This window comes from Cellulomonas bogoriensis 69B4 = DSM 16987, assembly GCF_000767165.1.
GTDB classification, from domain to species: Bacteria; Actinomycetota; Actinomycetes; order Actinomycetales; family Cellulomonadaceae; genus Actinotalea; species Actinotalea bogoriensis.
The window spans coordinates 1-26,016 of the sequence record NZ_AXCZ01000023.1; the positions used below are offsets into that span (position 1 = coordinate 1).

The 26,016-nt window shown below is 68.4% G+C and carries 24 protein-coding genes; 12 read left to right on the top strand and 12 right to left on the bottom strand.

Translation table 11 applies throughout. The annotated features are described in order from the left end of the window. On the bottom strand, nucleotides 1–967 hold a 967-nt coding region (locus tag N869_RS16380; RefSeq protein ID WP_156968334.1), incomplete at its 3' end, for a GGDEF domain-containing protein. 145 nt (nucleotides 968–1,112) lie between these two features. On the opposite strand from N869_RS16380, the gene N869_RS04035 reads away from it, so the two are divergent. After that, a complete protein-coding gene (locus tag N869_RS04035; RefSeq protein ID WP_052104950.1) occupies nucleotides 1,113–1,709 on the top strand; it encodes an NYN domain-containing protein in 597 nt (198 codons plus the stop codon). An 8-nt stretch (nucleotides 1,710–1,717) separates the two neighbouring features. Here N869_RS04035 and N869_RS04040 read toward each other — a convergent pair whose 3' ends face one another. Together N869_RS04040 and mgtE are read right to left on the bottom strand one after the other, a co-directional pair. Continuing rightward, complete coding sequence (locus N869_RS04040) at nucleotides 1,718–2,548, bottom strand: tryptophan-rich sensory protein (protein WP_035058209.1); 831 nt, start codon at nucleotides 2,546–2,548, stop codon at nucleotides 1,718–1,720. A gap of 292 nt (nucleotides 2,549–2,840) precedes the next feature. Next, nucleotides 2,841–4,169, bottom strand: a complete 1,329-nt coding sequence (mgtE, locus tag N869_RS04045) for a magnesium transporter (RefSeq protein ID WP_035058213.1) — start codon at nucleotides 4,167–4,169, stop codon at nucleotides 2,841–2,843. 287 nt (nucleotides 4,170–4,456) lie between these two features. Between mgtE and N869_RS04050 the strand changes: the two genes are divergently transcribed. Beyond that, nucleotides 4,457–5,821: an urease accessory protein UreH domain-containing protein gene (locus N869_RS04050; protein WP_035058216.1), complete on the top strand. Its 1,365-nt coding sequence runs from the start codon at nucleotides 4,457–4,459 to the stop codon at nucleotides 5,819–5,821. On the opposite strand, the gene N869_RS04055 is transcribed toward N869_RS04050, so the two are convergent. Next, nucleotides 5,808–6,506: a helix-turn-helix transcriptional regulator gene (locus N869_RS04055; protein ID WP_052104951.1), complete on the bottom strand. Its 699-nt coding sequence runs from the start codon at nucleotides 6,504–6,506 to the stop codon at nucleotides 5,808–5,810. The two genes, N869_RS04050 and N869_RS04055, sit on opposite strands and share 14 nt — an antisense overlap. Nucleotides 6,507–6,619: 113 nt before the next feature. Between N869_RS04055 and N869_RS04060 the strand changes: the two genes are divergently transcribed. Next, nucleotides 6,620–7,135: a hypothetical protein gene (locus N869_RS04060; RefSeq protein WP_035058220.1), complete on the top strand. Its 516-nt coding sequence runs from the start codon at nucleotides 6,620–6,622 to the stop codon at nucleotides 7,133–7,135. Here N869_RS04060 and N869_RS04065 read toward each other — a convergent pair. The 3 genes from N869_RS04065 to arsM all read right to left on the bottom strand — a co-directional run bounded on the left by N869_RS04065 (nucleotide 7,111) and on the right by arsM (nucleotide 8,861). After that, on the bottom strand, nucleotides 7,111–7,341 hold the full coding sequence (locus tag N869_RS04065) for a hypothetical protein (protein WP_035058223.1): 231 nt from the start codon (nucleotides 7,339–7,341) through the stop codon (nucleotides 7,111–7,113). The genes N869_RS04060 and N869_RS04065 overlap by 25 nt on opposite strands. Before the next feature lie 63 nt (nucleotides 7,342–7,404). Continuing rightward, nucleotides 7,405–7,983, bottom strand: a complete 579-nt coding sequence (locus N869_RS16385; protein ID WP_052104952.1) for a helix-turn-helix domain-containing protein — start codon at nucleotides 7,981–7,983, stop codon at nucleotides 7,405–7,407. A gap of 68 nt (nucleotides 7,984–8,051) precedes the next feature. Further along, nucleotides 8,052–8,861 (bottom strand): arsenite methyltransferase, encoded by an 810-nt coding sequence (gene arsM, locus N869_RS04075; RefSeq protein ID WP_232229601.1) that lies wholly within the window; start codon nucleotides 8,859–8,861, stop codon nucleotides 8,052–8,054. Nucleotides 8,862–8,956: 95 nt separating this feature from the next. Between arsM and N869_RS04080 the strand changes: the two genes are divergently transcribed. Then, nucleotides 8,957–9,313: an ArsR/SmtB family transcription factor gene (locus tag N869_RS04080; protein ID WP_035058226.1), complete on the top strand. Its 357-nt coding sequence runs from the start codon at nucleotides 8,957–8,959 to the stop codon at nucleotides 9,311–9,313. 165 nt (nucleotides 9,314–9,478) lie between these two features. Next, on the top strand, nucleotides 9,479–9,937 hold the full coding sequence (locus N869_RS16390) for a methyltransferase family protein (RefSeq protein WP_156968336.1): 459 nt from the start codon (nucleotides 9,479–9,481) through the stop codon (nucleotides 9,935–9,937). 19 nt (nucleotides 9,938–9,956) lie between these two features. Here N869_RS16390 and N869_RS04090 read toward each other — a convergent pair whose 3' ends face one another. The 5 genes from N869_RS04090 to N869_RS04110 form a co-directional block, all read right to left on the bottom strand. Beyond that, the gene (locus N869_RS04090; protein WP_035058228.1) at nucleotides 9,957–10,349 is read right to left on the bottom strand and encodes a cupin domain-containing protein; all 393 of its coding nucleotides are present in this window, start codon (nucleotides 10,347–10,349) and stop codon (nucleotides 9,957–9,959) included. A 32-nt stretch (nucleotides 10,350–10,381) separates the two neighbouring features. Next, nucleotides 10,382–11,470: a YihY/virulence factor BrkB family protein gene (locus N869_RS04095; RefSeq protein ID WP_035058231.1), complete on the bottom strand. Its 1,089-nt coding sequence runs from the start codon at nucleotides 11,468–11,470 to the stop codon at nucleotides 10,382–10,384. Nucleotides 11,471–11,594: 124 nt separating this feature from the next. Continuing rightward, nucleotides 11,595–12,353 carry a VIT1/CCC1 transporter family protein gene (locus tag N869_RS04100; RefSeq protein WP_052104954.1) on the bottom strand — a complete coding sequence of 253 codons (759 nt, stop codon included), beginning with the start codon at nucleotides 12,351–12,353 and terminating at the stop codon, nucleotides 11,595–11,597. A 78-nt stretch (nucleotides 12,354–12,431) separates the two neighbouring features. Continuing rightward, nucleotides 12,432–13,196, bottom strand: a complete 765-nt coding sequence (locus N869_RS04105; protein WP_052104955.1) for a DUF6270 domain-containing protein — start codon at nucleotides 13,194–13,196, stop codon at nucleotides 12,432–12,434. Further along, nucleotides 13,189–14,355, bottom strand: coding sequence for a nucleotide sugar dehydrogenase (locus N869_RS04110; protein ID WP_035058233.1), 1,167 nt, complete (start codon nucleotides 14,353–14,355; stop codon nucleotides 13,189–13,191). Before N869_RS04110 ends, N869_RS04105 begins: the two co-directional genes overlap by 8 nt. Before the next feature lie 383 nt (nucleotides 14,356–14,738). Between N869_RS04110 and N869_RS04115 the strand changes: the two genes are divergently transcribed. The 7 genes from N869_RS04115 (at nucleotide 14,739) to N869_RS16860 (ending at nucleotide 25,919) form a co-directional block, all read left to right on the top strand. Next, complete coding sequence (locus N869_RS04115; protein ID WP_035058236.1) at nucleotides 14,739–15,959, top strand: glycosyltransferase family 4 protein; 1,221 nt, start codon at nucleotides 14,739–14,741, stop codon at nucleotides 15,957–15,959. Continuing rightward, on the top strand, nucleotides 15,956–17,683 hold the full coding sequence (locus N869_RS04120; RefSeq protein ID WP_035058238.1) for a glycosyltransferase family 4 protein: 1,728 nt from the start codon (nucleotides 15,956–15,958) through the stop codon (nucleotides 17,681–17,683). Before N869_RS04115 ends, N869_RS04120 begins: the two co-directional genes overlap by 4 nt. After that, nucleotides 17,680–18,600: an ABC transporter permease gene (locus N869_RS04125; RefSeq protein ID WP_198025953.1), complete on the top strand. Its 921-nt coding sequence runs from the start codon at nucleotides 17,680–17,682 to the stop codon at nucleotides 18,598–18,600. Before N869_RS04120 ends, N869_RS04125 begins: the two co-directional genes overlap by 4 nt. Continuing rightward, nucleotides 18,587–19,537 carry an ABC transporter ATP-binding protein gene (locus N869_RS04130; RefSeq protein WP_084136403.1) on the top strand — a complete coding sequence of 317 codons (951 nt, stop codon included), beginning with the start codon at nucleotides 18,587–18,589 and terminating at the stop codon, nucleotides 19,535–19,537. Before N869_RS04125 ends, N869_RS04130 begins: the two co-directional genes overlap by 14 nt. Nucleotides 19,538–19,646: 109 nt before the next feature. Then, nucleotides 19,647–21,968: a glycosyltransferase gene (locus N869_RS16855; protein ID WP_198025954.1), complete on the top strand. Its 2,322-nt coding sequence runs from the start codon at nucleotides 19,647–19,649 to the stop codon at nucleotides 21,966–21,968. Nucleotides 21,969–22,039: 71 nt separating this feature from the next. Beyond that, nucleotides 22,040–23,449 (top strand): class I SAM-dependent methyltransferase, encoded by a 1,410-nt coding sequence (locus N869_RS16395; protein WP_198025955.1) that lies wholly within the window; start codon nucleotides 22,040–22,042, stop codon nucleotides 23,447–23,449. A 19-nt stretch (nucleotides 23,450–23,468) separates the two neighbouring features. Beyond that, nucleotides 23,469–25,919 (top strand): glycosyltransferase family 2 protein, encoded by a 2,451-nt coding sequence (locus tag N869_RS16860; RefSeq protein WP_198025956.1) that lies wholly within the window; start codon nucleotides 23,469–23,471, stop codon nucleotides 25,917–25,919. The last annotated feature ends 97 nt before the right edge of the window (nucleotides 25,920–26,016 follow it).

Sequence of the window (26,016 nt, forward strand, 5' to 3'; positions counted from 1 at the left end):
CCCGGCGCAGCTCCGCGGCGGAGCGGTGGCGACCCGTCCGCACCGCGACGCCCGCGCTGACGGTGCACCGCAGGACCGCGCCCCGGGTCGGCACCGGCGTGCTGCGCAGCACGTCGACGACGCGTTCGGCCCGGTCCAGGGCCACGACACCGTCGACAGCGGGCATGACCACACCGAACTCCTCGCCACCGGTGCGGGCCACGACGTCGACGTCACGGACGTGGTCGCGCAGCACGCGCGCGAACGCCTGGAGCACCTTGTCACCGGCCTCGTGGCCGTGGGTGTCGTTGACGGCCTTGAAGTGGTCCAGGTCGTAGAACGTGACGGTGAGCGAGGTGTGCTCGAGCCACAGGTCGGACAGGCTGTCGTCGAAACCGCGCCGGTTCAGCAGGCCGGTCAGGGCGTCACGGCGGGCGGTGTCGTCCAAGGACCGGAGGAACCTGTCACCCCGCTCTGCGATGACCCGCACGCTGACGGCGCACAACGAGCACGCCACCATCGTGACCACCCAGCTGAACGCCGAGAGCCGTGGGTCCGGCGAGACGACCACGGCCAGGGCCAACCCCGCGCCCAGCGCGACCAGCAGGCCCAGCGTGGAGGCACGGGTACCGAAGTAGGCGGTGGTGAGCGCGGACCAGATGAGCAGGATCGGTAGCACGCCGGCGATCGTGCTGAGGCTCAGGAGCACGAGGATGGCCACGGTGGGCGTACCGATCGCCAGCAGGGTGATGGCACCCGGGTGCCACCGGCGCCCACGGGTGAGAACCAGGGCGGCGGCCGCCAGCACCCCGGCCACACCGTAGTAGAGGACGTGCTCCTCCCCCGGCCGGGGGCTGAGGGACGGGGCGAGCGCGATCACGGCCCCCATCGAGAGGTTCCCGCGGACGGCGAGCCTGCGCAGCGTCCCGGTCCCGGCAGAGCTGAGCCTGACGAACCAGCGTCGAGCACTCCCCTGCTCCGTGACCACCGGCAGTCAGCCCTCTCGTCGCCTCCGTGCGCGACCTCCGCGCACCGTCACCTCCCATACTGGCCCCAACCGGACCTCGGGCCCAGCATCCCGCCCGGCGAGGCGACCTGCGGGTGGGTACGGACGCAGCAACTACGCTGAGGTCATGACGACGACGCACGAGGGAACGACCGCCGACCCCACGGGACGGACCACCTACGTGCTGGTCGACGGCGAGAACATCGACGCGACCCTCGGTGGGTCGATCCTCAACGCCCGCCCTGCGCCGGAGGAGCGCCCCCGGTGGGAGCGGGTCCTGAGCTTCGCGCGCGAGCAGTGGGGCGGCGCCGAGGTCAAGGGCCTGTTCTTCCTCAACGCCTCCCACGGCACCATGCCGATGTCGTTCGTCCAGGCCCTGACCGCGATCGGGTTCCGGCCCATCCCGCTGGCGGGCTCCTCGCACGAGAAGGTCGTCGACATCGGCATCCAGCGCACCATCGAGGCGCTGCTGGACCGGCCGGGCGACGTACTCCTGGCCAGCCACGACGGGGACTTCGCGCCGTACGTCGCACAGCTCCTGGGCCCCGACCGCAGGGTGGGTCTGCTCGGCTTCGAGGAGCTCATCAGCGGTTCGCTGCAGCAGCTGGTCGACGGCGGACTGGAGATCTTCGACCTCGAGCACCACGTCCACGCCTTCAACGTGGAGCTGCCGCGCCTGCGGATCATCCCGCTCGAGGAGTTCGACCCCCTGCGCTACCTCTGACCCGGCCCTCAGCGGCCGGGCAGGGCGAACGGGTCGGGCCGGCGCAGGCGCGTCACCACGGTGGCGCCCACCACGACGATCGCCGCGACCAGAGCCGCGAGGGCGACGACGGTGGACTCGGGCGCGCCGATCGTGCGAGCGATCGCGATCCAGGACAGGCCCCAGGCCATGGCCGCGCCGATCGCCAGCCGACCGCGGGTGCGGATGGCCAGGCCGACCCCGACGAGCGCGGCGACGGCGAGCACCAGGACGGACCAGACCTCGGGGCCGAGCCCGAGCTCGGTGAACCCGGCGGCCGCCAGGACGGCGGCCGTGTTGGCGACCGTGGCCACGGACACCCAACCCAGGTACAGGCCGGCCGTCCCATCCAGGACCACGGCCTCCACGGCGGTCGCGGGGCGCCGTTCCTCCAGCCGGAGCAGCAGCAGGACCAGGGTCAGGAGCAGGGCGACGATCACGACGACGCTCAGCTCGATGAGGTCGAGCTGGACGACGGTGATCCATGCGGCGTTGAGGACCATGCTCAGCAGGACCAACCACCCGGTGCGACGCTGACGTGCGTCCGCCCGCTGGGCGGGGAGCACCTGCCAGATCGCGTAGGCGAGGAGCCCGGTGTAGATGACCGACCAGATCGAGAAAGCCGGGGAGCCGGGCGCGACGTGCGTGGCGTCGGCCGCGAGCGCACCGTCGCCGACCTGGTCCTGCTCCTGACCGCCGAACGCTCCCGAGCCCCAGAACGCTCCTGCGATCGCGACCAGCGACCCGATGAGCACCACGGCCTGCCGGACGAGGTCGCTGGTGGTCGGCGGTGCGTCTGCGTGGTCCCGGGTCTGCGCCATGCCGCCATCCTGGGGGACCTCGGCGGGTGCCGCACGGCGAGGGGCGCCCACCTGACCCACTCTGCGCGTGAACCACTTAGGCATAGCGTGACGAACGTGGCGCAACTTTTGCGCAGAGGATGCGAAGCGCTTATGACCGGGTTATGGTGTCGCGACCCCCTCATCCGACGCGAGAGCGTCGGGCGGCAGATGCCGGTGGTGCGGCGCCACACCTTGTGCGGGTGAGACGTCTGCCGTGGCGCCCCTCGCTCCTTCACGGAGCGGGGGGCGCACTTGCGTCCGGGGCCCGGACTCAGAGGCTGAGCACCGCGTGGGCGATGAGGAAGTAGATGATCAGTCCGGTCGCGTCCACCAGGGTGGTGACCATCGGGGCGGAGACGACCGCGGGGTCGATCCGCAGGCGCTTCGCCAGCAGCGGCATCGTGGCACCGACGGTCGCGGCCCAGGCGCAGATGACGATCAGCGACAGGCCGACGACCAGGGCGATGTCACCACCCACGAGCATCGAGCCGACGACCAGGCCGACCACCGACAGCATCGCCCCGAGCAGCAACCCGACCCGGGACTCGCGCCAGATCACCGCCGCGAGGTCGCTGCCCCGCAGCTCACCGACGGCCAGGGCACGCACGGCCGAGGTCGCGGACTGGGCACCGGCGTTGCCCCCGGTTCCCACCAGCAACGGGATGAACAGCGCCAACGCGGTCACGTTCTCCAGCGTCGTCTCGAACACCTGCAGGACGTTGACGGTCAGCACCGACGCCACGATCAGGAGCAGCAGCCACGGGGCACGCGCCCGGGCGAGCTGCCAGACGCTGACGGCCATGTAGTGCCCGGCCCACGGGGCCGAGCCCGACTGCCGGGCGACGTCCTCGGTGTCGGCCGCCTCGATGATCTCGATCGCGTCGTCGATGGTCAGCAGACCGACCAGACGGTCCTCGCTGTCCACCACGGGCAGCGCCAGCACGTTGGTCTCACGCATGAGCTTGGCCGCGTCCTCGGCCGGGTCGGTGGCGTGCGCGAACGGCACGTCCCGCACGACGATGTCGGCCAGCGGGGTGTCCGCCGGGCTCAGGACCAGGTCCCGGAGCTCGACGGTGCCGACCAGGCGCCGTCCGGCGTCGACGATCGGCAGCACGTACACGGTCTCGGCGTGGTGGCCGCGGTCACGGACCCGTTGCAGGGCGGTCCCCGCCGAGACCTGCAACGGCAGGGGCACCGTCTCGGGCGTCATCGTCTGGCCGACGGACCCGCTGGGGTACCCGAGCAGGTGGGCGGTCATCTGGCGTTCGCGCACCGAGAGGCCCGCGAGCACGCGCTGGGCGACCTTGGCGGGAGCCTCGGTGAGCATGCGTGCCCGGTCGTCGGGGTCCATGGACTCCACGAGGTCGCGGAACGCCTGGTCCCGCAGCCCCCCGAGGATGGCCTGCTGGTCGACGGGCTCGAGCTCCTCGAACACCTCCAGCGCCTTGTCCTTGTCGAGCAGCCGGAACGGCACACCGGCCGCCACGTGGTCCATGCGGGCCAGGGCGTCAGCGATCACGTGCGCCGCCTGGTCGTCCAGCCAGGCGCGCACGCCGAGAAGGTCGTTGGACTCGACGAGCTCTTCGAGGGACTCAGGCACGGGAGGTCCTTAGGGCCGTGGGGGCGGGGGATGCGCAGCACGCACGGTGTCCGTCGCCGACCGGCCGGGGGAACCCTGCCTCAGGTGCCAGGGCCGGGAGGCGACGGGGCGGTACTGGAAGGCAGGTCGCGCATGGTGCACCACCTCCGCCCGTCGTCTTCCCTCGTCAGGGGCCGCAGGGCCCGGGGGCACCATACATGGGTACGGGGTCCCAGGCTGCTCCCAGGCAGGGAACATACAGTTCTGCGCGGGGTCACGGTGGGCGTACCCCGGAGCAGGAGCAGACGATGCCGACGACGGTCCCGATCACAGGCATGACGTGCCGCGCGTGCGAGGTACGTGTGGGCAAGGCGTTGCGCAAGGTCCCCGGCGTGGACCAGGTCTCGGTCTCGGCCTCCCGGGGCCGCGCCACGGTGACCACCAGTGCCGACATCCCCCGGGCCCGACTCGTCGCCGCGATCGAGAAGGCCGGGTACCGGGTCGGGGACGAGGAGCGGGCGTGGCTGTCACGTGACCGGGCCGTGTGGCGTGACGTCGCCGTCGCGGCTGTCGTCGTCGCCCTGCTCGCGGCAGTGGCCACGGCCGCGGGCCTGGACGAGCTCGCCGGCGGGCTGGACGTGGGGTCCGGTGGCCTGGTCGTCGCGGTGCTGCTCGGCCTCGCGGCCGGCCTGTCGACGTGCATGGCGCTGGTGGGTGGCCTGGTGCTCGCCGTCTCGGCACGCCACGCCGAGCGCCACCCGCAGGCCGGGCCGTGGGAACGGTTGCGCCCGCACCTGGCCTTCAACCTGGGCCGGGTGGTCGGGTTCGGCGTGCTCGGCGCCGGCCTGGGCGTGGTGGGATCGGCGGTCCAGGTCACCGGTGGCGCCCTGGCCCTGATGACACTGGTGGTCGCACTCGCGATGGTCGCGATCGGCCTGCAGCTGACGTCGGTGTCCCCACGGCTGTCCAGGTTGACCCCCTCGTTGCCCGCATCGGTGGCCACCCGCCTGGGCCTGGACTCCAGAGGGGGCAGGTACCACGACGGTGGTGCCGCGGCACTGGGTGCGGCGTCGTTCCTGCTGCCGTGCGGCTTCACCCAGGTGGTGCAGCTGTACGCGTTGTCCACGGGCGACGCGGTGCGCGCCGGTGTCGTGATGGCCCTGTTCGCCCTGGGGACCGCGCCCGGGCTGCTCGGGGTCGGGGGTGCTGCGGCCGCCGCCCGCGGGGCGTTCGCGCCCAGGTTCTTCCGGTTCGCCGGAGTCGCCGTGCTCGCGTTCGCCGCGGTCAACGTCTCGGGCGCGCTGACGGTGCTGGCGCCTTCGTGGACCGCACCGGCGGCAGCGGGCTCGGCGGTCGACTCGGTGATGGAAGGTGACGTGCAGGTGCTGCGCACCGTGCAGGTGGTCAACGGCTACGAACCGGCCCAGGCCACCGTCGTGGCCGGGACCCCGGTGCGCTGGGAGATCGAGTCGACGTCCGCGAGCTGCGCGAGTGCCCTGTACGCCCCGGCCATGGGCGTCAACCAGGTGCTGCTCCTGGAGCCAGGGGCCAACACGATCGAGTTCACGCCCACGGCCGCAGGGCGGATGCACTACTCGTGCTCGATGGGCATGTACGTCGGTGTCATCGACGTGGTCGACCCCCCTGAGGAGCCGGTGGTCAGCCCTGGGTGAGGTGCAGCGTGCAGGTCAGGGGCCCGGCGGGGGTGATCCGTGCGGGGTCGATGCGCTCGGCGCGCAACGGGCCCGGGTGCTGGGCCAGCAGTCCCTGCGCGAGCCCGAGGTGCACGTTGCACACGACGTCGGCCCGCACCTGAGCGAGGTCGAGCACCGGACACCGGTGCAGGTGGACCTGCAGGCGCTCGACGTCGACAGTGGGGTCGAACCCGAGCTCGTCCAGGTGCCTGTGGAGGGCCTGGAGCTGGCCCGCTGCCGCCCCCTCACCGCCGAGGGGTGCGCGCCGCCCGTCCGGCAGCCCGGGGCACGCGGTGGTTCCCCACGCCTTGCCATGAGCCTGAGCGGCCAGACCCGGCTGCTCGACGACGCGCCCGTAACCCTCGGCGAGCAGCCGGGTCACCTTGTCGCGGACCGCCTGGCGGGCGACCTCCTCGGGTGAGTCGTCGGCCGCGCTGTACAGGATCCGGGGCCGCCCGCGCCGGTTGCGGACCTCCACGGAGGTGCGCACGTAACCGCACTCCACGAGTCGGTCCAGGTGCTCACGCACGGTGTTGACGTGCAGGTCGACGTGCCCGGCGATGGCATCGACACCCACCGGCGCGGTCTGCTCCTGGAGCAGGTGCAGGATGCGGACGCGGCTCTCAGAGGCCAGCGCCCGGTGCGTGGTCGCACTGCTTCCCATCCCCTGATTGTGGCGCCGACCACCGGCCCTGGTGCGGGACCTTCAGTCCCGGGCCTGTCCCCCGCACACCGCGAGGCCTCCCATTAGTCCGGTTCGTCCTCTACCGTGGCCGCATGCCCTCCCCGACGACGTGGCGCCGGCTCCCCCGACGACCTGACGGTCGTGTCGGTCGCCGCGTCCACCGGGCACCCCCGCCACCGGAGGGTCGGGCAGAGCCGGGGCGTCGCACCTCCACCCGGCTCCTGGGGTCCGCGCTGCTGCTGGGCGGCATGGCGGGGGCGGTGCTGTGGGTGCCGTGGGTCGTGATGCCCAGCGGGTTCGCACCCGGCGAGGAGTCGGCCGGTGACGCGTTCGACGCGGTCCTGCGTGAAGGGGCGCTCCTCGCGCTCGTCCCCATCATGGCGGCCACCGCGTTCGTGACCGGCCTGGGACTGCTGTACGCGGGAGCGGTCGGGGTGAGTCGGCGGGTCGTGGTGATCGGCCTCGGGGTCAGCGGTGTGGTGGCCGCCGGCCTGGGCGCGTGGGTGCCGGGCGTCACGGCCGTGCTCGCGACCGGCGTGTCCCTGTGGGTGGTCCGGCACACCGAACCCCGGTGGTCGCCCCGTCAGAAGCCGGCGCCCATGCGCTGAGCGACCGCAGCCGTACGGTGCCCCTCGACGGCGTCGACGGCCTGCTGGTGCGCGAGGCGACCCGGCCGGGCCCGCGCCTCCCTGCGCTCGATGCGCAGCACGGACTTCTCCGTGAGCTCCACGACGAGCGTCCCGCGGAGTCGCCCGAGCAGCAGGACGGGCAGACGGAACCGGAACGTGCGGGTGTCGACGGTCATGGTGGTCATGTCGGTGCTCCTGTCGGGCGGAGGTGCGGCGTCCCGCGCCCTCCTGGGCCGGGTGGACTCACGTCAGTCCTCCGACGGGATCTCGTCGGGGTTGACGGTGGCGAAGAGGCGACCACGGGTGGCGCCGGGCGGGCGTAGTGCCGGGTCGTGGTGACGCCCGGCGAAGCGGTCGGTCAGGGCGGCGACGGTGTCGACGAGCTCGCGCATCTCCTCGGCGGTCGCCCAGAAGGACGAGGTGGTCACGGTGACCGTCCCCTCCCACTGCTCGGGCAGGTCGTGGGTGGACGACAGGAACGCGCGGACGCGATCGGCCTCGCGCGCGACGCTCAGGCTCGCCAGCTCCTCCACGGCGCGGGCCGAGGCGGGGTCGCCCGGCTCGAAGTCCAGTCGACGTCCGCCCCGGTCCACCGGGCGCCACGGCCGCTCCCTGCCCCGTGGCTCTGCGGGCTCGATGAAGCCCGCCTTGGCCAGCGACCGCAGGTGGAAGGAGCAGTTCGCGACCGTCTCGCCCGTCGTCCGTGCGCACTCCGTCGCGGTCGCCTCGCCCACCTCGTCCAGGTGGGCGAGGAGGTCGAGGCGAAGGGGGTGCGCCAGGGCGCGGATCCTCGCGGGGTCGGTGATCGTGCGCTGCTCCTCGGCCACGCCCCCACCGTAGAATGCGCAACACTCATTGCGCAAGGCCTGTTGCGCAATGAGTGTTGCGCACGGGCTCAGTCGGGGTCCGGCGCGGGCTTGACGGCTCGGACGACCGCCCCGTGCAGACCCGGGCGCACCTCGTGGGTGAAGCGGACCTCCACCTCTGCGAACCCCTCTGCCCGCAGGCCGTCCAGGTACTCCCCTCGCGAGAGCGCTCCGGACAGGCACCCGGCGAAGTCCCCCAGGCGAGCCCGGTCCTCGGGGGTCAACCGGCCCTCCGCCACGACGTCGGAGATGCCGATGCGACCGCCGGGTGCCAGGACCCGGTACATCTCTCGCAGCACCGCAGGTTTGTCGACGGAGAGGTTGATCACGCAGTTGGAGATCACGACGTCCACGCTCGCGTCCGGCAACGGCACCTCCTCGATGCGCCCGGCGAGAAACTCCACGTTCGTCGCACCGGCCTGCTCGGCGTTGGCGCGCGCGAGCTCGAGCATCTCCGGGGTCATGTCCACCCCGTAGGCGAACCCGGTCGGACCCACCCGGCGCGCGGACAGCAGGACGTCGATCCCACCGCCGGACCCGAGGTCGAGCACGCGCTCCCCCTCCCGCAGCTCGGCGACCGCCGTCGGGTTGCCGCACCCGAGGCTGGCGAGGACCGCCTGCTCAGGCAGGCCCTCGACGCCCCCCTCGTAGAGCCCCGCACCGAACTCCCGGGGCGCGTCGGGCTCGCAGCACCCGCCCGAGCCCCGCCCGACCCGCTCGGCGACAGCACCGCCGGATGCCGCGCGCGCCGCAGCGGCATACCGGTCGCGCACCTCCTGAACCCGCCCGTCGGCCTCGACCCCGCCCATGACCACCACACACCCTTCATAGACAACCATCGATCTGTACTGACAGCAGGAACTCTGCACCTTCGATCGACTTGTGTCAATATCTATATCGGTCGATGAGTTCGGGTTCGCGAGAGGATGAGCGCATGAGCACCTCACCGGGCACCACCACGCGTGCGTCGTCGTGCTGCGCGCCGCTGGTGCGCGCACCGCTCGCGGCGCAGGAGGCCGCCGACCTCGCGCGGCTGCTCAAGGCGATCGCCGACCCCGCACGGTTACGACTGCTGTCGCTGGTGGCGTCCCGGGACGGTGGCGAGGCGTGCGTGTGCGACCTGACCGAGCCCCTGGGACTCTCCCAGCCCACCGTCTCCCACCATCTGAAGACCCTGGTGGACGCCGGCCTGCTGCAGCGGGAGAAGCGTGGGATCTGGGCCTACTACTCCTTGGTTCCCGGTGCACTGGACGAGGTCGCCCAGGTCCTGACGACCACCGCGCACGGCTGAGCAGCATGGACGAGCGCCCGGGCCGTGGTCGTCCTTGGGCACGTCGTCCTCCTGGTGGTGGTGCCGGTGCTCGTGCCGGCCTGCGTCCAGCGTGCGCCGGGTGTCGCCGGTCCGCACCTCGGCCCATGCTGGACAGGTCAGCACCACGGGCCACGAGGGAGACGCATGATGCGGGAGCACATCGACCGGTACGTCGTCGGACAGGCGCTTGCCGTCGGGGCGCTGCTGTGGCCGGGCCCCTCGCGGTGGCCGGCGCAGCGGGCGGTCCGCGCAGTCGCGCTCACCCTCATGCTCGCGGGCGGGGGGTTCTCGGTAGTGGCCGCGGCGCTGCACGGGACGCGCCTGACCCCTCGGGTCGAACCGCACGAGGACATCGACCTCCTCGTCGACGGCCCGTACGCGGTCAGCCGGCACCCCGTGTACGGGGGCCTGCTGGTCGCCACCGCGGGGTGGGTGCTGCTGCGGCGCAGGCCCGAGCCGCTGGTGGCGTGGTCTGCGCTGCTCGCGGTCCTGCTGGCCAAGACCCGCGGTGAGGAGCAGCGGCTGCTGGCCCGGTTCGGCCCCGCGTACGAGGCCTACCGCGCCAGGACCCCCAGGTTGGTCGGTGTGGCCCGACGTTCCTGAGGGCCCTGGTGGGAGGCGGTCAGGCCGTGGGCGGCTCGTCCGCGCCCGACTCCTCGGCCTCGTCAGCCTCTTCCTTGGTGGCATGCACCGCACCGTCGGCGTGCTCGGGGGGCCCGTAGACGGTGTAGAGGATCAGGGGGTTCTCGCCGGTGTTGACGAAGTTGTGGGTACGACCCGCGGGCACCACCACCAGGTCTCCCTGGGCGACCTTGCGCTTCTCGCCGGAGACGACGGCCTCGCCGGTCCCGGAGACGAACGACAGGATCTGGTCGATGTCGTCGTGGACCTCCTCCCCGATCTCACCACCCGGGGGGATCGTCATGATGACGAGCTGGGAGTGCTTGCCGGTCCACAGCACGCGCCTGAAGTCGGCGCTCTGCTGGGCGACCGTCGCGATCGTGTAGTGCTCCATGGGTGTGGGGCTCCTTCCGGTGAGGGGGTGTGTCAGTCCTTGGTGGTGACGTCGCCGCCGTCGCTCGCGCCCTCGGTCAGGCGCAAGGTGCGGCCGGTGGCGACGTCCTCGGCGTACTTGGTGTGCTTCTTCTCACTCGCCTTGGTGTCGCGCGGGGGCAGCTGGATGGTCTCCTCGGCGCGGATGCCGGCCTGGAGCTGCCGCCCCCGCTCGAGCTCGGCGTCGAGCTCGGCACCGAACAGCAGGGCGTTGTTGGTGAGGAACAGCCACAGCAGGAACAGCACGACACCGGCGAGCGCACCGTAGGTCGCGTCGTAGTTGCCGAAGTTCGCCACGTAGAAGCCGAACCCGAAGGTGGCGAGCGCCCACACCACGAGCGCGACGACGCTCCCCACGCTGATCCACCGGAACCGGGGCTGCCGCACGTTGGGGGTGGCGTAGTACAGGATCGCGACGATCACCACGGCGAGTGCCGCCACGACAGGCCACTTCGCGAGGTCCCAGATGGTCACCGCCTGGGCGGACAACCCGACCGCACCGCCGAGCGCCTCGGCCACTCCCCCGGTGAGCACCAGCGCCAGGCAGATCAGGACGACGAGCAGCAGGACCACGAACGTGATCACCAGCATGACGGGGCGCAGCTTCCAGATGGGCCGGCCCTCGTCGACCTCGTACACGCGGTTCATCGCACGGCCGAACGCGTTGACGTACCCGGAGGCCGACCACAGCGCGACCAGGAGTGCGGTGACCAGCGCGAACCCGGCGTTGTCCTGCTGGGTGACGGCGTCCAGCACCTGGTTCAGCGGGCTCTCCGCGTCGTCGGGGAGCGCCCCACCGGCCTCGGCGATGGCGTCCTCGATGATCTGGCGGCTGTCACCGAACAGGCTGAGGACGGACACCACCGCCAGCGCCGCGGGCGCCAGCGCCAGGACAGCCCAGTACGTGAGCCCGGCCGCGCTGTCGGTGGACTGGTCCTTGGTGAACTCCCGCGCGGTGCGCCCCAGGACGTACTTCCACGACGGCTTGGTGATGCGGGTGGGCGAGGTCGGCTTCGCGGGGTGGTCCGGCGCCGGGGCCTGGCTCTTGCCGGTCGCGGTCTGGCTGCCGGGCTCCTCGCTCATGGCACTCCTCGTGATCACCGGGCGGTGTGCTGACAGGGAGTGACGCTAGGCAGGTTCGGGCCCGGCCGCGACCGGAGGAGTGGCACGAAGACGGTCGCGGCCGCTCAGTGCACCTCAGTGCACCTCAGTGCACTGCGATGCCGAGGGCGGCCCCGATCGCGAAGGTGATGGCCATCGCGAGGGCTCCCCCGACGAGCAGGCGCACCACCGCACGCACACGGCGGGCACGGCCGAACCAGGCACTGAGCGACCCGGTGACGACCAGGGCGAGCATCACCGCGCCGACGGTGACGGGGATGCGGCTCTCGGCAGGGCTCCAGGTCATGGCGACCAGGGGCAGCGCGGCGCCGACGACGAACGCGACCGCTGAGGCCAGGCCCGCGTGCCAGGGGTTGGTGAGGTCGTCGGGGTCCAGGCCGTGCTCGACCTCGAGCCTCGCCAGGACGGGGTCACGGTCGGTGAGCTCGCGGGCGACGGCACGTGCGGTACCGGCTTCCAGGCCCTTGGCGCGGTAGAGGGCCGCGAGCTCGGCGAGCGCGAGGTCGGGGTCCTCGGCCAGGGCCCGGCGTCGCTCCGCGATCAGCGCACGTTCGGTGTCGCGGGCGCTGGAGACCGAGACGTACTCCCCGAGGGCCATCGACACCGCACCGGCGACCAGTGCGGCGACTCCGGCGATGAGGATGGCGGTGCGATCGGTGGTGGCGGCGGCGACGCCCACGACGAGCCCGGCGGTGGAGATGATCCCGTCGTTCGCGCCGAGCACCGCGGCCCGCAACCAGTTGAGGCGGGCCTTGAGGCCGTTGCGGGGTGCAGGCGGCACGGGCTCGGGTGCAGGGTCAGCAGCGTGGTCGAGGCGTCCCGGGTGTGCACCGACGGTGTCCATGCCCTCGACGGTAGGCGAATCTGACAGTGACTTCCAGCAAGGTCAGGCTGCCCTGACCTGCACCTTCACCGCTCGCGCTCAGCCGGAGCCGGGCGGGAGCCGGTCCGTCAGGGTCTCGATCCGTGCGCACATCGCGTGGTAGGTGGCCGGGTGGTAGTGGAACGGGGCGTGTCCCCACTGGTGGTCGGGGTCGGCCTTCGCGAACCAGGCCCGCACCCGCACCTGCTTCCAGGGGTGCACACCGGCCAGGTGCCGGTAGTAGCGGTGGTACCTGCGGTTCACCACGACGGGGCGGTGGCCGAACGGGTGGGGCGGGATGCCGCCGTCGGTCGACCTGGTGGCCCAGGGCACGCGCACGAGCGCGACCTTGTCGATGAGATCGGCAGCCCGCAGGGCGGCGGCGAACCTGGCCACGGCCCGGGCCCAGAGGGCGAAGTGCTCGTCGGTGCCGAACTCGATGAGCTCCCAGGTGTCCTGCAGGTCGGTGTCGATCCCCGAGCCGATCAGCTCGACGCTGCGGGTGAGGTACTCCCCGTGGGGTGATCGCAGGACACCCAGACGCTCGTCGGTCAGGTCCCACAGGACGACGTCCGGCTCAGCCCCGCTGAGCCGCTCCATGAGGTTGCCCTCGGCGTCGCCGTTGAGCATGCGTCGCTGGAAGGGCGACTCGACGTGCGAGACGTCGAGGTCGTCGACGGGGTCGGAGAACGCGCTGATGACGGACTGACGGGCGACGTAGGTGACCAGCTGGTGCCGGTCGGCGTCGAGGTACTCGACGGCATCGCGGCTGACGCACGAGCCGTACACGGCGACCCGCACCTGGTCGCCCCGGGGGTCAGTCACGCCCGTAGATGTCCCGGGTGTAGATCTTCTCGGGGACGTCGGCCAGGTCGTCGGCCTGGCGGTTGGTGATGATGACGTCCGCACGCGACTTGAACTCCGCCAGGTCGCGGACGATCTCGGAGTTGAAGAAGTCCTCGCCGTCCAGGCCGGGCTCGAAGACGATCACCTCGACACCCTTGGCCTTGATGCGCTTCATGATCCCCTGGATCGAGGACGCCCGGAAGTTGTCCGACCCCGACTTCATGATGAGCCGGTAGACCCCGACGACCCGGGGGGACCTGCGCAGGATGTCCGCGGCGATGAAGTCCTTGCGGGTGGTGTTCGCGTCGACGACGGCGGCGATGAGGTTCTGCGGGACCTCACGGTAGTTGGCGAGCAGCTGCTTGGTGTCCTTGGGCAGGCAGTACCCGCCGTACCCGAACGAGGGGTTGTTGTAGTGGGTGCCGATGCGCGGGTCCAGGCCCACACCCTCGATGATCTGCGCCGAGGACAACCCGTGCAGCGCGGCGTAGGTGTCGAGCTCGTTGAAGTACGCGACCCGCAGCGCCAGGTAGGTGTTGGCGAACAGCTTGATCGCCTCGGCCTCGGTGGGGTCGGTGAGCAGGACGGGCACGTCCTTGGTGACGGCGCCCTCCAGGAGCAGGTCGGCGAACCGCTTGCCGATCTCGGTGCGGTCGCCCACGACGATGCGTGAGGGGTGGAGGTTGTCGTACAGGGCGCGCCCCTCGCGCAGGAACTCGGGGGAGAACACGATGGTGGCGCGGGGGTGCTCCATGCGCATGCGGGCGGTGAACCCGACGGGCACGGTCGACTTGATGACCATGGCGGCGGCCGGGTTCACGGCCAGGACGTCACCGATGACGGACTCCACCGAGCTGGTGTTGAACCGGTCGGTGACGGGGTCGTAGTCGGTGGGCGTGGCGATGACCACGAACTCGGCGTCGCGGTAGGCCTCGTCACGGTCGGTGGTGGCGACCAGGGACAGCGGCTGCTCGGCGAGGTACTGCTCGAGCTCGGGGTCAACGATCGGGGACTCACGGCGGTTGATCTTCTCGACCTTCGCCTGGTCGATGTCCACCGCCCACACGTCGTGGTGCTGGGCCAGGATGACCGCGTTGGACAGCCCTACGTAGCCGGTGCCTGCGATTGCGATCTTCATGGTTGTCGCCTCTCCCTCAGATGCCGCGGACGTCGGAGCAGCGCCTGGACGCCCACGACGGCTGCGCGGACGATGCGCACCCCCCGGCCGTACGCGCAGCAGGCTGGGCCACATGCTAGCCCCCCGCCTGATCACACCCGCCGGACCGCCCCGAGGCGGGTGCGAATGGTGACGAACCGGGCGGCGCGGCGCGTGCGCGCTCCCGGCACTGCTGTCACAGCACTACTCTTGACCGGTTGTCGTGCCCGCCCCCGGTCGCGGCAAGCCCAGGAAGGCTCGAGGTGTGAGTGACGTCCGGCGCAGACCGACGTGCTCACCCCCCAACCTCCGGTGGGCGTTTTGGGCGGTATTGCCCGCCTGGCGGCTCGGGGGTGACACCTGAGATGCACGTGGCCCTGGTGACCCATCACTACTCCCCCGAGGTCGGTGCACCGCAACGCCGGTGGGGTGCACTCGTCCCCCGGTTCGTGGCGGCCGGGCACCGGGTGACGGTGCTGACCCCTCCCCCGCACTACCCGAGCGGGCGCGCCGAGGACCTTCCGCCCGAGCACCGGCCGGGCGCGGTCGGTGTGGGCGAGCACGGTGAGCGCGTGGTGCGGGTGCGGTTCCGGGAGCACGGCCCGACCCTCGTGTCCCGGTCGTTGGACCAGTGCGTGGCGGCAGGCGACTCGGTGCTGCGCGGCATGAGGCACCTGCGCAACGGCGACCACCCCGATGTGGTGATCGCCACGGTGCCCGGGATCCCCTCGATCGGCGCAGGAGTGGCGTTGCGGCGGGCGGTCCGCGCACCCCTGGTGGTGGAGATGCGGGACGCGTGGCCGGACCTGATCGAACCTGCCGGGGTGATCGGCAGGTCAGGGTGGAAGCGCCTGATGACCACCCAGATCCACCGGGCCATGACCCGGGTCCAGCGCGACGCCGCGGCCGTCGTCACGACCACGGAGGCGTTCGCGGGGGTGCTCGAGGACCGCGGCGTGGAGAGGGTCGAGGTGGTGCGCAACGGCGCCTACCTGGAGGAGATCCCGCACCTGGGAGCGCGACCGGACGACGCCTCGCCCTTCCGGGTCCTGTATCTGGGGACGGTCGGCCGGAGCCAGGGCCTGGCCGCCGCGGTGAAGGCCAGCGCGATCCTGAAGGGACGCGGCGTCGCGGTGGACCTCAGGATCGTGGGCCCGGGAGCCGACCTGGGGTACCTCACCGACCTGGCCGACCGCCTGAGCGCACCCACGACGATCTGGGGGCCGGTGCCACGCGAGGACGTGTTCGACCACTTCAGGTGGGCGGACACGCTGCTGGTGTCGTTGCGCGACTGGCCACCGTTCCACTGGACGGTGCCGTCCAAGCTGTACGAGTGCATGGCCACCGGCAGGCACGTCACCGGGGCGTTGGCCGGTGAGGCGGCCGAGATCGTGCGTGGCGCAGGCGGCGGTGACGTGGTGCCCCCGCAGGACCCGACAGCGTTGGCGGACCTGTGGGAGGAGCTCGCGACAGACCCGGCACGACGCGTCGTCTCACCGTTGGGGCAGCTGTGGGCGCGGGAGCACACCGACTACGACGTTCTCGCCACGAAGTACCTGAGGCTCCTGCACGAGGTCACCGCATGAGCGGGCAGGCGCGGCGTGCGCGCGAGCTGGTGGTGAACGCGAGCCTGGTGGGCTCCACCGCCGTGGCGCACCTGGTGGAGGACCCGTTCCTGTTCGCCCTGCAGACCGCACGGCGCCTACCCCGGGTCCGGGCCCTGTCCCGCCTGGTGGGCGGGCCGGGTGCCGGTCCTGTTCGTCACGCGGTGGCGGCGTGGTTGGCCGACCGCCCCGCGGAGGCGCGCGAGCACCTGGACCGGGCCACACCCAGGACCAGGGCCGTGCGGCGGGTGTCGGACGAGCTCGCGGTCCAGCTGGGTGTGGAGCCCGGTGCGCACGCGGCCCCACGGACCGTGGCCCGGTCGGCGTGGACCCACGGTCACCTGACGGCTGCGGTCGAGGTGCTGGGGGGCGACGACGCCCTGGGACGGCGGTACGCCGACGCGTTGGCCCAGCTGCAGGGACGGACGCCGGCTCAGAAACGGGGGCGCACCGGTGGGCACGGGCCGGTCCGGCCCGCAGGGTTGTCGGCGTTGCACGTGCTGGTGAACTCCCTGCCGCACACCCAGAGCGGGTACGCGGCACGCAGCCACGCGGTGCTGCGGGCGCAGGCCGCTGCCGGGATCCGGGTCGTGGCGGCGACGCGCCTCGGGTACCCGGTGACGGTGGGCGCTGTGGCGGCACGCCACCGCGACGTCGTCGACGGGGTCACGTACCACCGGTTGCTCCCCGGCAGGTTGCCGAGGACGGAGTCGGGACGGTTGCAGCGCCAGGTCGAGATGGTCGAGGCCCTGGTGCGCGAGCACCGCCCCGCCGTGCTGCACACCACGACCCACCACCCGAACGCGTGGGTGACCCGCGCGGTCGCGGCCCGGACGGGCCTGCCGTGGGTGTACGAGGTACGGGGACTGCTCGAGGACTCCTGGGTGGCGCGACGGACCGCGGCCGGGCAGGACGACGCTGCGGACAGCGAGTACTACCGGTTGTCCCGGGAGCGGGAGACCGAGGCGGCGCTCTCGGCTGATCACGTGGTCACGTTGAGCGAGACCCTCGCCGCCGACCTCGTGGGCCGCGGTGTGCCCACCGACCGCATCACGGTCGTCCCGAACGGTGTGGACGAGGCGCTCCTGACCGCCGAGCGGGTGGAGCCCGCTGACGCCAGGGAGCACCTGGGCCTGCCACGCGACGGGTTCTGGGTCGGGACCGTCAGCAGCCTCGTGGACTACGAGGGCCTGGAGACGCTGCTGCAGGCGGTGGCCGCCCTTCGTCGACGGGACGTCGATGTGCGCGTGTGCCTCGCAGGTGATGGAGTGTCCCGGCCTTCACTGGTCGGGCTGGCGCACTCCCTGGAGCTGGGTGAGCACGCCGTGTTCCCCGGCCGGGTGGACCGGCACCGGGCCCGGGACTGGCACAAGGCCCTGGACGTCTTCGCCGTCCCACGGCATGACGTGCGCGTGTGCCGGATGGTGACCCCATTGAAGCCCGTCGAGGCGATGGCACTCGAGCGACCGGTGGTCGTGAGCGACCTGCCTGCGCTGCGCGAGCTGGTGACCGCACCCGGTACGGGTCTACCCGTCCCTGCGGGTGACGTGGCTGGATGGGCGGCTGCGCTCCAACGGCTGATGCTCAGCGACGACGACCGGCTCAGGTTTGCCGCCGCAGGGCGGTCGTTCGCGTCCGGGCGCACCTGGGCATCCGCCGGGCAGACGTACCGGGTGCTGTACGAGGACCTGGGGGTGCGGGTATGAGGCGGTCATCGCAGGAGGCCGAGGCCCCGGAAGTGGACCGCCGGTCCAAGGCCCGGACGGGACGGCCGGTGCTGCATGAGGTCGTCCACCTGGACGACCTGGGCCATGTGTACCGGCGTCCACCGTTCGGCGAGTACCTGCGCAAGCTGTGGGGCCGCCGGCACTTCATCCGCGCGGATGCTCGCGGACGGGTCATCAGCGGCTCGGCCGGCACGGTGCTGGGCATGTTGTGGTTGGTGCTGCGCCCGATCCTCGACGGCGCGGCCTACTACACGATCTTCGGAATCATCCTGAACACGCAGCGGGGAATCCCGAACTTCCTGGGGTACCTGCTGATCGGCGTCTTCTTGTTCCGTTTCACCAGCCGGTGCTTGAGCGCAGGTGCGTCATCGCTGACGTCGGGGCGCAACCTGATGAAGGCGTTCACGTTCCCCCGGGCCGCGTTGCCGGTGGCGGTGGTGACACGGGAGGCGATCAGCTTCATCCCCGTGCTGGGGGTCATGATGGCGCTGATCCTCCTGCTGCCACCGACCGAGGTGATCACCTGGCGGTGGGCGCTGTTCCCGGTGATCCTGGCGATGCAGTTCGCGTTCGCGTTCGGTCTCGCGCTGGTAGCGGCACGCGTGACGGTCCACGTCCCCGACCTGAACCAGTTGATCTCGGTACTGACAAGGTTCTGGTTGTACTCCTCGGCGGTGTTCTTCGCGAGGGAGCGGTTCGAGTCGGTCCCGTGGCTGTACGAGGCGATGGGCTACAACCCGATGTTCCTGGTCCTGGACATGAGCCGCGACGTCCTGCTGTACGGCGTCTCGCCGTCGGTGCACTCCTGGGTGGTCCTGACGGCGTGGACGGTCGTCACGAGCGTGGGCGGCATGATCTTCTTCTGGCGAGGAGAGGAACGCTATGGATCTCTATAGCCACTCGTGGGGGCAACCTGATGTGACGGTTGCGGTGAAGGACATCCACGTCCGGTACAACGTGGCCTCCAGCGATGCCGCCGCAAAGATGAGGCGTCCCGAGAGGATCGGCCGGCGGATGATCGGCCGGTTCCCGTCGGTGCTGGTTCGCGCCGTCGCAGGTGTGTCGTTGGTGGCCCGTGCCGGGGAGTCGATCGGCCTGGTCGGTTTGAACGGTTCCGGCAAGAGCACCTTGCTGAGGATCATCGCGGGGCTGGAGCGCCCCATGCGGGGCTCGGTGTTCGCGAGCAGCACCCCGGTGCTGCTCGGCGTCAACGCTGCGCTCCTCCCGGAGCTGTCAGGGGCGCAGAACGTCCATCTGGGCTGCCTCGCCATGGGCATGAGCCCAGATGAGGCTCGCGAAGCCCTGCCCACGATCGTCGAGCTGGCGGACATCGGAGGGGCGATCCACCTTCCGATGAAGACCTACTCGTCAGGCATGGCCGCCCGCCTGCGATTCGCGATCGCCATGGCGATGCAGCCACACATCCTCCTCATCGACGAAGCGCTCTCAACAGGAGACGCTGCTTTCAAAGACCGCTCGAAGGCGCGCATGGATGCCATGCGCAAAGAAGCCGGAACCGTCTTTCTCGTATCACACGCCGCCCAAACTATCGAAGAAGAGTGCAGCAGAGCGATCTGGCTTCACAAGGGCAGACTCGTCATCGACGGAACCGCCGAGGACGTGGCGCGACGATACCGACTCTACGCGTGGAAACTCGCAAAGGGGCAACCTGAAGCAGCCGCGGATCTTCTCGCAGAAGCGTTCGGCGAAGGGTTCGATACCACAGTTCATCTCATTGAGCCCCCAGGTACGGGAGCACCTCCGCGTCACGCGAACGGAGCAGGGAGCACGACACCGGAACTCCTGAAGGCCACCTTCAACCAAAGGCGATAAGATCTTGACCGGCGAAACCGATGAGTATAGAGAGCTCCTCGACGACTATGCGAGCAAGTTCAGCACCCGACGTCGCGCACTCGAGGCCTTCGCTCTCCGATCTCAGAGCTTGACCGTACGCGACATCTTTGCCAGCGCCGCGAGCGGCGGCCGCTACCTGTACCGAGACATCGCGGCGAATCCCGATCTCGCGACGACTGTCCAGGATCATGACTGGCTACGACGCCTGGCGCGAGTAACGGGACTACAGGCGATCCACACGGACGACATCAAAACGGCACGACATCTGCTCAACACCCTCATCCACTCGAAGCCCAGCAGCGACCACTCGAGCAGCGCAAGGCTATTAGCAGAACTAAGCCTCCAGGAAGACGACTTCCATGCAGCATGGAATACCCTCGAAAACCACCTGGACACCACTGATCCCAAGAATCTGCCCATCCTTGCCGACCTAGTTAATCCCTACACGCCTAGCCCGTACGCAGACCGAAAGGCATGGCTTACGACGCTCAACCGAATATTCTTCGGAGCGCGCGACCAAGCGGTCGATCTTGCAGGCACCAGCACCACTCCGTTCAACTTGCTTTGCAGTTCGAGCAGCGACTCCAAATCCGGCCCATTGGTCAGCGTCATCATCACAACCTACAACCCAGACATACCCGACCTGGATCACTCGCTGCGCAGCATCGAACGCCAGACGTGGCGCAACCTCGAGATTCTTGTCATCGACGACGGATCGACCAAGGCGAGCCATGAAGCGCTTAGACGCCTTGTGGCCAACCGTGATCGGGTGCGACTACTGACACTCCCCGAGAACAGCGGCACCTATGTCGCCAGAAACCTGGGGCTCACGGAGGCACGAGGGGACTACGTCACGGGGCAGGACGCCGACGACTGGTCCCATTGCGAGCGAATCACACGCCAGGTGCGACATCTCGAGACTCATGCTCGGACCCCCGCAGTCCTTGCGCGTGCAGTCTTCGCTAGCCCGAGCATGCGAGTCTCGCGCCCTGGATACCCAGCCATCCAGAGAAATACCTCATCTCTACTCCTACGACGCCATGTGATTGACGACATCGGCGCCTACGTACCGTCCCGCAAAGGCGCGGACACCGAATATCTACTTCGAATCGAGGCCTCAACAGGCGAATCGATTGCTGAGCTCACTGACCCAGCCGGATTCGTTCGCGTTAATCCTCGGTCCCTTTCTCGCAGCGACTTCAAGCCCGGTTGGAGCCACCCAGCACGGCGGTCTTTTCGGTCTGCCTACACCCGCTGGCACGCTTCGACTTCTCCGCACGACCTGAAGATCCAGCCCGAGAAGGCGCTGCCATTTCAGGTTCCAGCACACTTGGCTTCGCCCGCGGCGCCGGTACGTCACTACGACATCATCTACGCGGGAGACTGGACGAGCCACGGAGGCCCGCAAGAGTCGATGCTTGCTGAGATCGAAGCGACACAAAGAGCAGGCATGACTGCGGCGATCCTGAATCTCGAAGTTGCAAGGTTTGCCTCGACAAAAGCTCGGCCACTCTCCGCGGTGGTCCAAGACAAGCTCAATTCTGGCGACATCTCACAGGTCGAGCTCGACGACCACGTCGAGGCGCAACTGCTCCTTGTCCGGTACCCCCCAACAATGCAGTTCGCATCCGCTTCAGCTGCGCGCATTCGCGCCCGCAGGGTGATAATCGTTGCAAACCAAGCGCCTACCGAGGCTGACGGTTCCGATCGTCGGTACTCGATTCCGGATTGCCACTCGGCAGCCGAACGATTATTTCAGAGCGACGCCTTCTGGATTCCACAAGGACCGGTGGTGCGCGATCAGATTCGAGAACACGTTCCCTACGAGAATCTGATCGAGTTCGATCTTCCTGGCGTGATCGACACCGCGCGATGGCACACTTCTCGCACCAAACGGCGCAGTGACCGACCGGTGATCGGGCGCCATTCGCGGGACAACCCGATGAAATGGCCAGAAGATCGTGCCTCCATACTCAGTGCCTATCCCACGTCGGGGGAGTTCGACGTCCGCGTGCTTGGAGGTGCAGCGACACCCATGGCCACACTAGGCCTCCGGCGCATTCCACCCGCGTGGTTGGTGTTCCCAAAAAACGAGATTCCCGCGATAGAATTCCTCCGCTCGCTGGACTTCTTCGTTTATCACCAGCACTCCCGAGCAATTGACGCGTTTGGACGCGCTGTGCTCGAGGCGATTGCAAGCGGCACGGTTCCAATTGTCGACCAGCGGTACGAGCCAACCTTCGGAGAGGCCGCGATATACGCACATCCTTCCGAGTGCGGGGCACTCGTCGAACACCTTCACGCCGATCCCAAGGCATACGGACTTGCTTCCGAAAGAGCGCAACAGTACGCGCATGATCATTTCGGTCTTCACACGCACGTAGAACGTCTGTCACGTCTTATGCGATAGTACCGTTCAAGCCGCAGATCTGAAAGGAACACGAACCTATGCGTTCAAGGGAAGGCCTAAAGCTCGCTGGTTTGAGCGTCACCGCCCTAGCTTCGGCTGGGCTCGTGCTTCTCGAATACTACGCAGCGGCCCTAGCAACCGCTACAATCTTCGCCACCGTGCTGGGTGCGCTCGTCCTCGACACGCGACGCCGGATTGGAGTCAGCGCGGAGCTCCACCGTCAGACGTTCAGGGAGGCAAGGGGTCGCCACGCGGCGCTCCTTGCAGCAAAATCGCAGATCGGCGAACTAGGCCGCGCCGTCGAACACACCCTCATGCGGGTCGAAGCGTTCGAGAGAAGGAGTATTTCAACTCTCGAACGAATCAGTACGGACATCGATCATCTCGGCAGCAGACTGAATTCTGATGATTTCTTCTCGACGCCACTTCAGGAGATCAAGGCGGGTGAACAACGGATAAACGAGTTGCTCACCACTGTTGACAGCCGAGCGCGTGACTCTCTTGCGGAAGTCTCCGCTCTTCATGCCCGCATCTCTGAGGCAAGCAACGCCTACGCTCAGGTTCAATCAGAGTTCGTTGAAGCAACGAACGCCGCGATCGCTGCACTTGACCCCGAGAGTCGCATCGAGCTCGCTGAACGTAGGTTGCACGGCTCGCTCGACCAGATCAGGCAGTACCTTCTGAGTCCGCAAGAACCCGATCCTCAAGAGCTCCAGCGAGAGTTGCTTGCGTCAATTGGGGACCTGCGCTCCCTCGCCGCCCAGCCGCAGGATTGTGCCGACACGACTCAGGCCGCCTCGCGGCGGGCGAAGGGCAGCCAAGGCGGGCCGCTTGACGCCACCTCGGCACGGATGGTGGCCGAAATTGAGGCTCTCTTCCGGCTGTCGGGCCAGATCAGCCCACGAGCGGTGCTGCCTCCATCTGGCGATTGGGCACTAGACGCGCAGTCGCTGGCCCACCTTGTCGAACTCATTCAAGAGACGGCTCCGCGCAGAGTTCTGGAGTTCGGAAGTGGTACATCAACGGTTTGGCTGGGGTACTTGCTTGAAAGGACCGGAGGCCATCTCACCGCCTTGGAGCACAACCGCGACTACTTCGAGCAGACGAGAAAGCATCTTCGTAGCCACAACCTCGAGCACGTGGTAACACTTCTGCACTGCCGTCTATCGGTGCAGCAAATTGGCGAGACGGATCAGAAATGGTACGACATGACCGACGTTGACATGTCGGCTCCCTACGATTTGGTCCTGGTCGACGGCCCTCCGAAGAGCACGGGCACCTTTGCGCGAATGCCTGCGATCTACTCAGTTGAGCAGTCGCTCGCGCGACAGGCGGTAGTCGCTCTGGATGACTGTGACCGGCCTGATGAGCAGGAGATACTCCGCAGATGGGCCGATGACTTCCCGGACTTTTCTCGAGTTGACACGCGCGGGAGCCGCCTGGGTGTGCTGCGCAGAAGCGCAACCCGCAACGCTGGCTAATCTTGCACGGGGAGGACTAATGCGAGACATCCAGAATCTTTCGGCGTCGGATCTTGTGGCCGACTACTGCGAGATCGCTGAACGCAGGGGACCGCTCGCAGTCGAGGCCACCGCACTGCGGATGCGATCCCCTGAATCGCGATTGGTGCTTTCGCAGTTGGCGACGGGTCGCCCAATCAACTCCGCGTTCGGAGATGCGATTATTTCTGCCGGCGACAGTCTTCGCGTCGAATGGGCACTGTCTTTGGCGCGCGTACTGGGCCTACAACAACTCCGAGCCTCTGACCAGTCCGACGCAATCAGGATATTTCGCCACTGTCTTGATCCGCGCAGGAGTGGTGGTTTTCATCGCCGGTACCGGAAACTTTACGTTGAGCTCTTGTTCCAGTCACAGCAATACGAATCGGTCCGATCGCTTCTCAATGGTTGGGCCGACCTCGCAAAGCACCAGTGGGGATACCTCGTTACGGATCTCTTCAATCCGGCGCTACGACCCTCGCAAGGAGACGTAGAACAGTGGCGTGAGCGCCTGAATCGACCTTGTGAGTCATCTGGTCTCAGCAGGATCGGCGTCGACACCGGTGCAGTGACGCTCTTCGATGGGCTTCACACCTTGGCACCAGCCCAGTCACGTTCCATTGGTCAGGACGGGCCTCTCGTCTCCGTGATCCTCTCGACTTTCAACCCATCACCAGAAGCACTTACCACTGCTGTGCGCTCGGTCCTCGACCAGACGTGGAAGAACCTCGAACTGATTGTCGTCGACGACGCGAGCGAAGTCGAAGTCGAGAGCGTCGTCGACAGCGAATCGCTTCATGATCCACGGCTTCGCATCGTCCGCCACGCGACCAACCGCGGAACCTATGCTTCCAGGAACAGCGCATTAGACATTGCCCAGGGTACGTTCGTGACGTGCCAGGATGACGACGACTGGTCCCATCCGGAGAGAATCGCTCGCCAGATCACCGCGTTCGATAAGGACGCCAATGTCGTTGCCTCGCGCAGCTACTGCCTCACCGCGAGTGAGCAACTGGTGATGCAGAGACCCGGATATCATCCGCTGCGGCCCAACGCCTCTTCGCTGATGTTTCGGCTTCGCGACGCGCGCGAGCTCGGCGGCTTCCTGCTCTCACGTAAGGCCGCTGACAGCGAATTCCACAAGCGTCTGGTTGCGCACACAGGTGGAGCAGTTGCGGATATCAAGCTGCCGCTCGCGTTCGTCCGGATTCTCCCATCCTCACTTTCGCGATCCGATTTCCGCGCCGGCTGGCATCATCCAGCGCGTGCGGCATTTCGCTCGATCTACGAGGGTTGGCACCGCAGCAATGAGTTGGGGGCTCTGCACGCGAGGAGCGGCCTCCCGGCTACTGCAGTTCCTCGGCGGTTCCGCATTGATCGGGCACCAAAGCGTCAACAGGGCTTTGACGTCATCTATGGGGGTGACTGGCGGAAGTTTGGGGGACCCCAGAAGTCGATGCTTGAAGAGATGCGCGTCGCTACTCAAGCTGGCATGAGGGTGGGAGTACTGCATCTCGAGGCGTTCCGCTTCATGACGCACCGCGGTGAGGACATATGCGCTCCTCTCGTAGATCTACTGCTCCGGGGAGAGGTTGAGCGGGTCGTCGAAGACGACGAGGTGCATACTCAACTCTTGATTCTTCGGTACCCACCGATCCTCCAGTTCCCACCTGCGGTCACAAGCCGAATCAAGACTGAGCGCCTCGTAGTCTTGGCGAACCAAGCACCGAGTGAGCGGGACGGAAGTGATATCCGCTACCTACCCGATCAATGCACGCTTCACGCAGTGACTACGTTTGGCGCCCATCCTGTCTGGGTTCCGCAGGGCCCCGTCGTTCGTCAAGCGCTCCTGCTCGCTTCACCGAATTTGGAAGTTTCAGATTTCGACTCACCCGGCATTATCAGGGTCGATGAGTGGCGCACGAATCGGAGGGTCTATCGCAGCTGCGTTCCCGTCGTAGGTCGGCACTCCCGAGACGACCCCATGAAGTGGCCTGAATCGCCCGAGGTCCTTTCCGCTGTCTATCCGACTGACGGCAGCCTCGATGTGCGCGTCATGGGAGGCGCCAAGGTGCCGACTCGTGTCCTCGGCCTCAAGTCGCCGCCGCGCCAATGGCTGACCTACGGCCCGTCAGAGATTCCCGTGCCGACTTTCCTCTCGTCGCTTGATTTCTTCGTCTACTATCAGCACAGTCAGGCGTACGACGCATTCGGACGGTCGGTCCTGGAAGCTGCAGCGTCGGGAGCTGTTCCGATTCTGGATCCGATCTTTGCTCCGACCTTTGGTGGCATTGGTGTGTACGCCGGTCCTGAGACCGCACTCGAGACGGTTCACCGCATCTACTCTTCCCCTGAACTCTTCTCCGAGATCGCGTCCCGCGCAGTCGCGCTAGCTGACGAGAGATTTGGCCCTGCACAGTATCGCAAGGTACTCGAACAGATGATGGCTTGATTTTGCGTTCGTACGATTTCGTAGCGGAACTGCCAGAACGACAGGCCGCTAGAGGAGTGGACCGCGCCAGCAATACGGGCTCTTCGGATCTATGCGT